Here is a 12,255-nt window from a genome sequence, read left to right on the forward strand (position 1 = left end):
ACAGGCGTATATTATAAAACAAGGTTCAATTCATGGAAAAAGTAATTATTACAGGTGGTGCTGGAGCTATAGGCCTTCATTTAACAAAACTATTGGTTGCCAATTTCTATGAAGTTATTATTTTTACCAGAAATCCGAAGTCTCATCCCATACAAAACAATGTCCGTTACGTACATTGGGATCCCAGTAAACAGGAGATTGATGTCAAATCAATTCAGGAAGCCGACTATATCATTAACCTGGCGGGTGCAAACCTCAATTCGAAACGCTGGACAAAATCATATCAACAAGAAATTATTGCCAGCAGGGTTGAAAGTGGGCAACTGCTCTATCAAAGTCTAAAACAAATACCAAATCAAGTAAAAGCAGTCATATCTGCCTCCGCTATAGGTTGGTATGGAACAGACGATCAATACCAAAAGAAACCTTTTGAAGAAGGAGATCCACAAGGCGGAAATTTTCTCTCCTGGGTATGTAACCTCTGGGAAGGAAGCGTGAAACCTATCGAAACATTGGGAAAAAGACTCATTGTCTTCCGTTTTGGGGTAGTTATCAGCAAGGATCAAGGTTTACTCAAAGAAATTAACCGTTTCCTACCCTTTCGTTCAATTCCGGTATTAGGCTCTGGAAAACAGATACTCAGTTGGATCCATATGGATGATCTCTGTCGGATGCTGCTCTTTGGCATACAAAATGATACCATAGCCGGAATTTATAATGCCTGTTCATCCGAACCGCTTTCCCTCGCGGAGTTTGCAAAAAGAATAGCTAAACGTAAATACGGTCCATTCTATATTCCCCTACCCGTCCCCTCTTTTTTGATTAAATTTATGCTTGGAAAAAAAGGGCAGGAAATGGTGCTCAATGGCACTTGGGTAAGCAACAAAAAGATAGTGCATGAAAAATTCCCTTTTAAATATCCCCTTTTGGACAATAATTGTATAGATAATTTACATATTGATTAATTGTTAATTCGCGTTAATTTCTGCCCTTTTTGGGACAAAATCCGTATATTTGCGGCTTATGAAGATTTTTAGATATGGCGCAAAGGGCTCCGAAAAAGCGGGAGTCATTTTAAACGAAAAGAAATATGATGTTTCAGAGGGAAATTTTCAATACAACCGCGATTTCTTTGCGGATATTGCAAATTTAGAAAAACTTCAAACATATATAAATGAAAAAGGCGATACGCTTAAAGAGATAGCCGACGACGAGCGTATCGGTACACCATTGGAAGCTCCGTCCAAAATACTTTGTGTAGGGCTTAATTTCGATGATCACGTCAAAGAAACCAAATTGCAACAAGCTTCAGAGCCTATCGTATTTATGAAATCTGTATCTGCATTCAATGGCCCTTTTGATGGAATCACCCTTCCGAAGTTCTCTGTAAAATCTGATTGGGAAACCGAATTTGCTATTGTAATTGGGAAAAAAGCTTCTTATGTTACTGAAGAAGAGGCTTTGGACCATGTGTTTGGCTATGTGCTACACAATGACGTTACAGAGCGTGAATTTCAGATCGAGCGTGGCGGAACTTGGGATAAAGGTAAAGGATGTGACACTTTCGCTCCTATTGGCCCATTTATAGCAACCAAAGATGAATTCACAGATATTGATAATTTAAAAATATGGCTTAAACTCAATGGTGAGCTTATGCAAGATGGCAATACAAGTGATTTTATCTATCGTGTGCCCAAATTGATTTCTTATTTAAGCCATTTTATGAGCTTACTTCCAGGCGACATCATTTCCACAGGATCACCTGCAGGATCTGGCATGGGCAAATCCCCACAAAGATTCCTGAAAGATGGCGATATCATCGAATATGGCATCGATGGACTCGGATCTGCAAAACAAGTGATTTCGGCTTATCAAGCGTTGTAAAAAACATATATCTGGGTTCTTTCATTCTTTTTCCGTATGAAAGAACCCATTTTCTTTCACTTGATTTTATTTTATCCCTGGCATTTGTGTACATTTATATCAACATCATCCATTTGTCCAACTAAAATTGCTAAATCCCTACAGGGTCAATGATTCAACTAAACAACATATCCAAATCTTTTGAGGTAAAAGCGACACGTATTGATGCCTTAAAAGACATCTCACTGTCTATTGAAAAAGGTGAAATTTTTGGTGTAATAGGCGCTTCCGGAGCCGGCAAAAGTACTTTGATCCGTTGCGTCAACCTTTTGGAAAGACCAGACAGTGGTCAAGTAATTATAGAAAATGACGACTTGATGTCGCTATCTTCCACTGGTCTTATGTTGAAAAGAAGAAAAATTGGTATGATTTTCCAGCACTTCAACTTACTATCATCAAGAACAGTGTATGGAAATATTTCCTTTCCGCTCGAGCTTGAAGGCAAATCGAAAGAATTTATCAGCCAAAAAGTGTTGGAACTATTGCGTTTGGTCGGGTTGGAAGATAAAGCCGACGTGTACCCTGCAAATCTCTCCGGAGGCCAGAAACAACGTGTTGCTATCGCGCGAGCATTAGCCAATGATCCTTACATTCTACTTTGCGATGAGGCCACAAGTGCCTTAGACCCCGCAACTACAAAATCCATCCTTAAACTGCTAAAAAAAATCAATAAGCAGCTTGACCTTACGATATTGTTGATTACTCATGAGATGGATGTTATAAAGAGTATTTGTGATCAGGTTGCCGTATTAGACCACGGAGAATTAATTGAAACCGGCCCGGTAGAATCAATATTCGCCAATCCTCAGGAAACAACAACTAAAAACTTTATTCAGTCTTCACTTGAAGTTGAAATTCCACTAAGTTTTCAGGAACGCTTAAAAAGCGCTGGAAACCCACTCGTAGAGATCTATCTAACTTCAAATGAAGAATCCATCCCATTTATACAACATTTGGAACAACAATATCAAGTCAAGACAAATATCATTACCGCTCAAATAGACTATATTGGCGAAATGAAATTTGGTGTTATATTGGCCGAACTATCGGGTGAAAAAGAAAATGTAACGCGTAGTCTATCTTTCTTAAAAGAAAAGCATTCACAAACTAAAATATTAGGCTATGTCTGATCAGGTATTTAATCTTCTGCTATCGGGTACTTTAGAAACCCTAACCATGACTTTCTTATCAGGCTTCTTTGGTTTTATCCTAGGTCTCCCACTCGGGATATACCTTTTTTTGACCCGAAAACATCAACTGCTCGAAAACAAAGCCATGCACCAACTTGTTTCATTGCTGGTGAATGTGTTTAGGTCTATCCCCTTTATCATACTTATCGTATGGATGATTCCGTTTACACGCAACGTTGTCGGAACATCAATCGGTATGGCCGCAGCATTGGTCCCCTTGAGTATAGGCGCGGCCCCATTTATAGCAAGACTTGTGGAAAATAGTCTTCTGGAAATTCCAAATGGCCTGATTGAAGCCTCAAGAGCAATGGGTGCAAATTCACAACAGGTAATTTTCAAAGTTTTGCTTCCGGAGGCTCTCCCCTCACTAGTAAACAATGCGACAATTACCTTGATAACACTTGTTGGTTACTCCGCAATGGGCGGTGCTGTAGGTGCTGGTGGACTTGGACAGATTGGCTATCAGTATGGTTATGTCGGATATGATACTTTTATCATGAATTCTGTTCTAATTTTATTAATTTTAATAGTATTCCTGTTACAATATACAGGAGATTACATCTCAAAAAAAGTAAACCATCGTTAACATAAATTATATCATATGAAAAAATTGAACTATGCATTTGCAATCTTAGCCTTCAGTCTCGTATCGATTGTAGCATGCAATAACAGAGAAAAGAAAGAGAATATCCTCAAAGTCGGTGTTGTGTCCGGCCCAGAAAAGGAGCTTGCGGAGACGGCTAAGAAAGTTGCAAAAGAAAAGTTCAATCTTGATGTTGAGTTAGTGGCTTTCAACGACTATGTCGTACCTAATGAAGCCTTAAATCAGGGTGATATCGATGTAAACGTATTTCAGCATCAGCCCTATCTACAAGAGCAATCCAAACAACGCGGTTTCACGAAATTAACCATTGTCGGAAACACGTTTGTATTTCCCATTGTTGCCTATTCAAAGAAAATAAAAACAATCACAGAATTACAACCTGGAGCCGTTATTGCCATTCCAAATGACCCTACCAATGGTGGACGCTCCCTTTTGCTTCTCCAACGCGAGGGAATTATCGGTCTAAAAGAAAATGTAGGTATCCAACCTAAAGTAACAGATATTGTCAGCAACCCTAAACAGGTTAAAATCATAGAGATGGAGGCCCCACAGTTACCTCGCGTCCTAGATGATCCTCAAGTTACAATTGCTATTATCAACAATAGTTTCGCCTCTCAAGCTGGGTTGGATCCCGAAAAACAAGGCTTATTCACAGAAGATAAAGAATCGCCTTATGTTAATCTGATTGTTGCCCGCTCAGATAATAAAAACGATGAGAAGGTGCAGCAGTTTATCCAGGCGTATCAGTCACCAGAAGTCGAAGCGACCGCAAAAAAAGTGTTCAAAAATGGCGCTATTAAAGGCTGGTAAAATTTTAAACATTCAAGTGATAGAATCAGGTCAATTATGCCCTTGTGGCTCTGGCAATACCTATGAGGAATGCTGCCAGCAAATTCATCGTTTCCATGCCAAAGCAACCACAGCAGAGGCATTGATGCGCGCACGTTATAGCGCCTTTGTAGCACAACAGATCGATTTCCTATACGATACGTTTCATCCCTCAACACGACGGTTCCAAAATAAACAGGCAATCGGACAATGGGCGCGGGAGAATAAATGGATGCAACTCTCTATCCTTAAATCTACATTCCACACAGTCGAGTTTGAAGCACATTACTTGGATCCACAGATGGAAGTTCAAATTCACCATGAAAAGTCTACGTTCAAAAAACAAGATGATTTATGGTACTACGTTGACGGACGTTGATATAACATATTTCGCTTGCAAGCTAGTGTAAAGGATACCATGCCGTCAACAACAGCTTGCAAGCAGCTTTTTCAAGACCACGACCTCCCATCTCCTCAAACGACTTACTCCAGACACCTCGCCCTCCATGTACGAAAATACAAACCGGACCATTTCCAGCAGACTTCGTAAAAAGTTTGACCCCATCCTGGGTTTCAATATAAACGGATGAATCACGATCCAAAGCAGTCGTCTTTGTTTGAGCAAATGCCATATTGATCGTAATCATTAAACAAAAAAAATAAAATATAGATCGTCTCATTTCCCCGTACGGATTTGGTTTAAAGTTCTATTTGGTTTAAAGAACGGTATTTACAGCGCTAAATATAATAAATAGGCGCAGCAAAATCATCAACATGAGTTAAAGACAATAAAAAAGCAGTCTCAACGGAATGTCAAGACTGCTCTCTTCAACGAATATTCGTTAGTTATTTCAATTAGATCGCCTCTTCAGTATCTTCGCGGTAAGGAGCTTCTTCATCGAACTCGCCTTCCCATTTCGCAACAACAACGGTTGCCAAACAATTTCCGATTACATTGACAGAGGTACGCGCCATATCCATGAGTTCATCGATACCTAAAATTGCAGCAATGACAAATGTTGGTAAACCAAATTGATCCGCTGTCGCAATCAAAATAATTAATGAAGCCCTTGGTACAGCAGCAACACCTTTAGAGGTGATCATCAATGTAAATGCAATCATTAATTGATGTCCAAACGACAAATGGATACCAGCCGCCTGAGCGACAAAGATCGCAGCCAATGATAAATAAAGTGAAGTACCATCCAAGTTAAAACTATATCCTGTCGGAATTACAAACGAAACAATCTTACGTGGTACACCAAATTTCTCCATCGCGCTCATTGCTTTCGGTAATGCCGCATCTGAGCTTGTAGTGGCAAATGCAATCGAAACAGGTTCCTTAATCGCATTAATAAAACGTTTCACAGGTATTTTCAGATAAAGTGCTACCGGAAGAAGAACCAGACATAAAAAGCACACTAAAGCAAAATACAGCGTCGCCAAAAGCATGAAAAGATTCTTTAGGATATCGACACCGAGATGCCCCACCGTGTAGGCCATAGCGGCACCAACCCCAATAGGCGCAAAGTACATAATCATGTTCGTAAACTTAAACATCGTTTCAGACATACTCTCGGTAAAATCAACCAAGGGTTTACGCTTTTTCTCATCTACCATTGCCAATCCAATCCCAAACAAAATTGAAAATACAACAATCTGTAAAACTTGATTATCCGCTACAGATTTGACGATATTTTCAGGAAACAAGTCGCGTATAAAAGAAGTGAACTTGTATACAGGATGCACATGGTCCGGAAGCGTTTTGAGGATATGCTCATCCATACTTTCCTTTGCTACAGGGAGTTCTTCATGTGGCATATGTGCAACATCAACGCCCACTCCTGCTCGAGTCAGATTTATAGCACCTAAACCAATAAAAATAGCACATGTCGTTGCGCAAAAGAAATAAAGCATAGATTTCCATGCCATACGTCCCACCTGTTTCAAATCAGAATGGCCTGCAATTCCATAAACAAGCGTAGAAAAAAGAATCGGTCCCACAATCGTCTTGACTAACTTGATAAAACCTTTACTCAAAGGTTGCAGGGAAATCGCTAAATTTGGAAAATCCAACCCGACAAATATCCCCATAATCATACAGGTCAAAATCCAGGTCGTCAAATTTTTCTTAAAGAGCGCATTTACAACCAAAACGGTAGCAACTATCCAACGGACAGCCATTAGAAATTCATGCGAAAAGCCTACAACATCAAATTCGTATAATACAGCAATGATACAAGCTAATGTAACTGTGATCAGGGTAATCAACCCTATTTTGGTTTTTAACATTTAAAAGATTTTAATGGTCAAAAGAACAAAAATAAAAAAATACTATGCTTTTGCAAATATTATTATTCCAAATAGCCAAGTTTCGCAACAAAATATCGATTTCGCCAAAATAGAAAGACACAAAAAAGGCAGGAAAATTTCTTATCCTGCCTTATATTTTAACGGAGTACTAAATTTATTCCGCGTGTAACCAAGCTTTTTTCGCTAATAGCTCATCGTTCGATTCACGTACATCTTCGTCATCCACACAACAATCCACAGGGCAAACCGCTGCACATTGAGGCTCATCGTGAAAACCTACACATTCTGTACATTTATCTGAAACAATATAATAGACTTCATTAGAGATTGCTTCTTGAGACTCGTTGGCATCTAGTGTAACACCATCGCCAAAATCGATAACCCCATCCAAAGCCGTCCCATCTGAGAATTTCCAAGTTACACCAGCATCGTATATTGCATTATTTGGGCATTCCGGTTCGCAAGCACCACAGTTAATGCATTCGTCTGTAATTTTAATCGCCATTTATAACCTCACAATTATGATAAATAAACTATTTTTGCATTATCAATATGAAACAAAGTCTGATTGAACAATAAGGCTAGTTGATTCACGTTGATTAATGTTAACAGCACAAATATAATACAAATTTGTGTATTCATCTTTTAAAATTTTAATATTTTGACAAAGCAACAACGAATAAATGCATTTGTAAAATTAGGCGAACAGCTGCAAAAGCGCCCTGAAGATTTGATTCAAATCATTCAATTCGCCCAACATAAAAACCCTTGGTATACCCCTCAAAATGTTGAACGCGCCATTCAAGCCATTGCTGCCAATTTGACGATAGAAAAGCTGAATCACTGGTTGGCGCCTTATCCAGATCTTCATTCAACGAAAATTGTAGGTTTAATTCTGGCCGGCAATATTCCGTTGGTTGGCTTCCATGATATCCTATCGGTACTGATCAGCGGCTTTACAGCAAAAATCAAAGTCTCATCGGACGATGCAGGATTGACAAGCTATGTGCTCAACCTGCTTAAACAAATTGACCCATACTTTAATGATGCCTTTGAAATTGTTGACATTCTAAAAGATTTCGATCTGGTTATTGCAACAGGCTCTAACAATAGCTCCCGTTACTTTGATTACTATTTTGGCACCAAACCACATATTATTCGTCGCAATAGAAATAGTATTGCCGTTGTCGGTGGCCAAGAATCTCCTAACCAGTTGGAATCACTGGGACACGACATCTTTGATTATTTTGGGTTGGGCTGTCGCTCTGTATCAAAGCTATTTATTCCAAAAGATTACCCAATAGCACACTTCTTTGAAGGTATCGCTGCTTTTAACAGCATAACAGAGCATTTTAAATACAATAACAATTACGACTATAACAAATCCATCTATCTGATCAATGGCGACAAGCATTTTGACAATGGATTTTTATTGCTCAAAGAAGATGAGCGCACGGCTTCTCCCCTTGCTGTGGTTTATTACGAAACATACGAAACACTGGCTGAAGTTGAAAATAAGCTCAAACTAGCGCAAGAAAATATCCAATGTATTGTTTCAGAAATAGCATTAAATGTGCCGTCGCCGGTATTTCATTTTGGAGAAAGCCAATGCCCTGCTTTAGATGATTTTGCTGATGGCGTGAATACACTGGATTTTTTATTCGCAAACCAATAAGCTTCCTTTAAATTCATAGTAAATAAATTGCATTAAAAATACTAACTTTGAAATCATGTATATCATTAAAGTAAAAGGTGTCGCCAAAATCCCTGATTATGTTCAATTAAGAGATGATGCCTTCACCTTGCTGGCATATTTTAGAGTCGACCGCCCAGATAAATCACTCGATAAGATTGGATTAGGAGAAAAGGCAGAATATATCATGCAACTGGTTAAAGAAATGCCTTTTGGGCAAATTAAAAAATTAGAATTTTAGCTTCCATGATTGAAAATAAAGTAATTACATTAAAAAACGTTGATATCTTCCAACAAAAACATTTGGTATTGTCCAATGTCAATTTAAACATTGGTAAAGGAGAGTTTATTTATCTTATCGGCCAGTCCGGTAGTGGAAAAAGTAGTTTACTAAAAATCATTTACGGCGATTTATACATCGGCAATGGTGAGGGAATGATTGCGGGCTTTGATCTTAAGAAGCTGCACGAAAATGATGTTCCCTACCTGCGTAGAAAATTGGGTATTGTATTTCAGGATTTTCATCTTTTATCCGATAGAAGCATCGAGAAAAACCTCGAATTTGCACTGAAAGCAACAGGCTGGAAAGATAAGAAAATGATCGATAGCCGTATATTGGATGTACTGGAAAAAGTTGGGCTTCGTTCCAAACTTAAGAAAATGCCGCATGAACTTTCTGGCGGTGAACAACAGCGTATTGTAATTGCCCGCGCATTACTAAATAACCCCGAAATCATTCTGGCAGATGAGCCTACCGGTAACTTGGATCCTGCTACATCAGAAGAAATCGTCTTATTATTACGTGACATTGCCAATTCGGGAACAGCTATTTTAATGGCAACACACGATTATACCATTATCCGTAATATGCCATCCCGCATCATCAAAACCACCGATGGGGTATTACAGGACAATGTCAGTATCTAGACGGAAAACTGACATATAAAAAATGAGATTCCGACAAATTGTTAGGCTTTTTTAATAAAATCTGACAAGCTGTCGGAATTTTATTGTTTGGCAAAAACTTTGACAAACGAAGCATAGAGTAAATTTTTGAATCTAATTTTAGCATTGAAGATATGAATGAGCAAGATAATTATTACGATGAAGGTCAAGATCCAGTAGAAACAAATTCTTCTGAACAACAAGAACAGCCTGCTGATAATATAGCAGATGAACTGTCTACTGAAGAGAAATTGGCTGCAGAATTGGCAGAGGCAAAGGATAAATACATTCGTCTTTCTGCTGAATTTGACAATTATAGAAAACGTACAAGCAAAGAACGTGTTGAATTGATTCAATCAGCGGGAAAAGATGTCATTAGTAAGCTATTACCTACACTAGATGATTTTGACAGAGCATTAACAGCCATGGAAACTGCGACAGATGTTGAATCTGTAAAAACAGGAATGGATATTGTTAACAACAAATTCAGACAAACGTTGTCGCAATTGGGGTTAAAGGAAATGGAAGCTACAGGCCAAGCCTTCGATCCTGAATTACAAGAAGCTATCACGGCAATTCCTGCACCCACAGCAGAATTAAAGAATAAAGTAGTGGACGTGATCGAAAAGGGGTACTACTTAGGTGACAAAGTGATCCGTCACGCAAAGGTAGTTATAGGTCAATAATATTAAGACGATGTCAAAAAGAGATTATTACGATATACTTGGTGTCTCGCGATCAGCGGACGAGAAGGAGATTAAATCAGCATATCGCAAATTGGCGATAAAGTACCACCCGGATAAAAATCCTGGTGATCATGAAGCTGAGGAACAGTTTAAGGAAGCTGCTGAGGCATACGATATCTTGAGCAATCCACAAAAACGTCAACGTTATGACCAATTTGGCCATGCCGGTAATTCGGCAAGTGGTGGCTTTGGCGGTGGCGGCGGCATGAATATGGAAGACATATTCAGCCAATTTGGTGATATCTTTGGTGGAGGACATCCATTTGAAAGTTTCTTTGGCGGCGGTGGTGGCCAGCGTGGTGGCCGTCGGGTAGCTCGTGGAAGCAACTTACGCATAAAAGTTAAATTAACACTCGAAGAAATTGCCAAAGGCGTCGAGAAAAAGGTAAAGGTTAACAAACAAGTGGTCTGTCATTCTTGTGACGGATCTGGTGCTAAAGATAAATCTTCTTTCCATACCTGTAAAACCTGTGGGGGATCCGGATCAGTTAGAAGAGTAACAAATACCATCTTAGGACAAATGCAAACAACAAGCACTTGCCCTACTTGTAATGGTGAAGGCGTTGAAATTACAGCAAAATGTACAACTTGTAGAGGTGAAGGACTCGAACGCGGTGAGGAAACAATCGCAATCAATATTCCTGCAGGAGTAAGTGAAGGCATGCAACTTTCCATGAGTGGAAAAGGAAATGCTGCTCCGCGTGGTGGTGTACCAGGAGATTTAATTATCCTGATCGAAGAAGTACCACACGAAAGTTTAAAACGTGACGGACTAAATGTGATCTATGACCTATACATTAATTTCGTAGATGCGACCTTAGGCACAAGCGTTGAAGTCCCTACAATAGATGGAAAAGCGAAGATCAAAATTGAGCCCGGCACACAAGGTGGTAAAATTTTACGGTTAAAAGGAAAAGGTATTCCTGAAGTCAACTCTTATCACAAAGGGGACCAACTTGTATACGTTAATATATGGACACCAAAAGCCGTATCTAACGAAGAAAAAGAATTATTGAACAAACTGAAAGAATCGCCAAACTTTAAACCTCAACCAGGTAAAAGTGAAAAATCATTCTTCGAGCGAATCAAAGAATATTTCGATTAAAACCGGTCTTTCAAATACAAAAAAAAGCCATTTGTCCGCTGTTGACAAATGGCTTTTTTTTTATCTTCTTACTTGAAATTGACAATTAAAAACAAAAAGTCAGCTTAATATCATTATTGTTAAATAGAAACGATAAAAATAAAAATACATCAAATTTTAATCAATTGAACCACTATAATTTACAATAATAACAAAACATCTAGACAATCCAGTGACAAAAAATCAAAATAAGATTTCGATATTTGACTAACAAATTTAAAAAGTCAGGAAGTAATTACTGGCAAATTAAAACAAACTATTAAATAAAAAAGACATGAAAAAAGTTTTACTAACATTGACTGCCATTGCAGGTTTAACAATAGCAGCACAAGCTCAAACTGAACAAGGAAAAATTATGGTTGGTGGTCAACTTGGCTTCGAAACATCAAAAGTGAAAGATACTGACCATAAAAATAATTCATTCTCAATCAACCCAACAGTTGGTTACTTTGTAAGTGACAACTTGGCAATTGGTACTGGAATTGGTTATAACTGGGGAAAAACTGAAACAAGTAAAGATAATAGTATTAAAAACGATGCTTTCCAGGTATCACCTTTCGCTAGAAAGTACTCTGCAAACGGCCCGGTAAGATTCTTTGCTCAATTATCAGTTCCAATGGCATGGGGTACAACTACAACTGAAGTAAATAACGTAGAGACAAAAAATAAATTCGAATCATATGGTGTGGAACTAGCTCCGGGTTTAGCTTACTTCCCGACAAGCAAAATCGGTATCGAATTAAAAGTCAGAGGTCTATACTACAACTACAATAAAGATAAAACGAATGACGTTGCAGTAAATACATTTGGTTTGAATGTTAACTCATTAGCGCCAACTTTAGGTGTACAATTCCACTTCTAGTCAATAA

At 38.5% G+C, this 12,255-nt stretch carries 15 protein-coding genes; 12 read left to right on the forward strand and 3 right to left on the reverse strand.

Annotation, left to right across the window (positions count from 1 at the left end; genetic code table 11):
- The first annotated feature begins 32 nt into the window (after positions 1 to 32).
- From IQ31_RS01370 to IQ31_RS01395, 6 genes are all read left to right on the forward strand, one after another.
- Positions 33 to 965: a TIGR01777 family oxidoreductase gene (locus IQ31_RS01370; protein WP_145326882.1), complete on the forward strand. Its 933-nt coding sequence runs from the start codon at positions 33 to 35 to the stop codon at positions 963 to 965.
- Positions 966 to 1,023: 58 nt separating this feature from the next.
- Complete coding sequence (locus IQ31_RS01375; RefSeq protein ID WP_145326883.1) at positions 1,024 to 1,884, forward strand: fumarylacetoacetate hydrolase family protein; 861 nt, start codon at positions 1,024 to 1,026, stop codon at positions 1,882 to 1,884.
- Positions 1,885 to 2,033: 149 nt separating this feature from the next.
- Positions 2,034 to 3,053: a methionine ABC transporter ATP-binding protein gene (locus IQ31_RS01380; protein ID WP_145326884.1), complete on the forward strand. Its 1,020-nt coding sequence runs from the start codon at positions 2,034 to 2,036 to the stop codon at positions 3,051 to 3,053.
- The gene (gene metI / locus IQ31_RS01385) at positions 3,046 to 3,699 is read left to right on the forward strand and encodes a methionine ABC transporter permease MetI (protein WP_145326885.1); all 654 of its coding nucleotides are present in this window, start codon (positions 3,046 to 3,048) and stop codon (positions 3,697 to 3,699) included. Before IQ31_RS01380 ends, metI begins: the two co-directional genes overlap by 8 nt.
- 15 nt (positions 3,700 to 3,714) lie before the next feature.
- Positions 3,715 to 4,527 carry a methionine ABC transporter substrate-binding lipoprotein MetQ gene (gene metQ, locus IQ31_RS01390; protein WP_088161762.1) on the forward strand — a complete coding sequence of 271 codons (813 nt, stop codon included), beginning with the start codon at positions 3,715 to 3,717 and terminating at the stop codon, positions 4,525 to 4,527.
- Positions 4,505 to 4,924 (forward strand): YchJ family protein, encoded by a 420-nt coding sequence (locus IQ31_RS01395; RefSeq protein ID WP_145326886.1) that lies wholly within the window; start codon positions 4,505 to 4,507, stop codon positions 4,922 to 4,924. Before metQ ends, IQ31_RS01395 begins: the two co-directional genes overlap by 23 nt.
- Before the next feature lie 22 nt (positions 4,925 to 4,946).
- Here IQ31_RS01395 and IQ31_RS01400 read toward each other — a convergent pair whose 3' ends face one another.
- From IQ31_RS01400 to IQ31_RS01410, 3 genes are all read right to left on the reverse strand, one after another.
- Positions 4,947 to 5,177 carry a hypothetical protein gene (locus IQ31_RS01400; RefSeq protein WP_145326887.1) on the reverse strand — a complete coding sequence of 77 codons (231 nt, stop codon included), beginning with the start codon at positions 5,175 to 5,177 and terminating at the stop codon, positions 4,947 to 4,949.
- 223 nt (positions 5,178 to 5,400) lie between these two features.
- Positions 5,401 to 6,837, reverse strand: coding sequence for a dicarboxylate/amino acid:cation symporter (locus IQ31_RS01405; protein ID WP_075992868.1), 1,437 nt, complete (start codon positions 6,835 to 6,837; stop codon positions 5,401 to 5,403).
- 175 nt (positions 6,838 to 7,012) lie between these two features.
- Positions 7,013 to 7,363: a 4Fe-4S dicluster domain-containing protein gene (locus tag IQ31_RS01410; RefSeq protein WP_046672889.1), complete on the reverse strand. Its 351-nt coding sequence runs from the start codon at positions 7,361 to 7,363 to the stop codon at positions 7,013 to 7,015.
- Between the two features lie 156 nt (positions 7,364 to 7,519).
- Between IQ31_RS01410 and IQ31_RS01415 the strand changes: the two genes are divergently transcribed.
- From IQ31_RS01415 to IQ31_RS01440, 6 genes are all read left to right on the forward strand, one after another.
- Entirely contained in the window at positions 7,520 to 8,533 is a 1,014-nt protein-coding gene (locus IQ31_RS01415; protein WP_075992869.1) for an acyl-CoA reductase, read from the forward strand.
- Positions 8,534 to 8,588: 55 nt separating this feature from the next.
- Positions 8,589 to 8,792 (forward strand): fructose-6-phosphate aldolase, encoded by a 204-nt coding sequence (locus tag IQ31_RS01420; protein ID WP_070561119.1) that lies wholly within the window; start codon positions 8,589 to 8,591, stop codon positions 8,790 to 8,792.
- Positions 8,793 to 8,797: 5 nt separating this feature from the next.
- Entirely contained in the window at positions 8,798 to 9,478 is a 681-nt protein-coding gene (locus IQ31_RS01425; RefSeq protein ID WP_070561120.1) for a cell division ATP-binding protein FtsE, read from the forward strand.
- A gap of 152 nt (positions 9,479 to 9,630) precedes the next feature.
- Positions 9,631 to 10,182 carry a nucleotide exchange factor GrpE gene (locus IQ31_RS01430; protein WP_075992870.1) on the forward strand — a complete coding sequence of 184 codons (552 nt, stop codon included), beginning with the start codon at positions 9,631 to 9,633 and terminating at the stop codon, positions 10,180 to 10,182.
- A 10-nt stretch (positions 10,183 to 10,192) separates the two neighbouring features.
- Positions 10,193 to 11,347 carry a molecular chaperone DnaJ gene (gene dnaJ / locus IQ31_RS01435; RefSeq protein ID WP_046672894.1) on the forward strand — a complete coding sequence of 385 codons (1,155 nt, stop codon included), beginning with the start codon at positions 10,193 to 10,195 and terminating at the stop codon, positions 11,345 to 11,347.
- A 313-nt stretch (positions 11,348 to 11,660) separates the two neighbouring features.
- Positions 11,661 to 12,248, forward strand: a complete 588-nt coding sequence (locus IQ31_RS01440; RefSeq protein ID WP_075992871.1) for a porin family protein — start codon at positions 11,661 to 11,663, stop codon at positions 12,246 to 12,248.
- Positions 12,249 to 12,255: the final 7 nt, after the last annotated feature.

Source organism: Sphingobacterium siyangense, from assembly GCF_007830445.1.
Lineage (GTDB): Bacteria > Bacteroidota > Bacteroidia > Sphingobacteriales > Sphingobacteriaceae > Sphingobacterium > Sphingobacterium siyangense.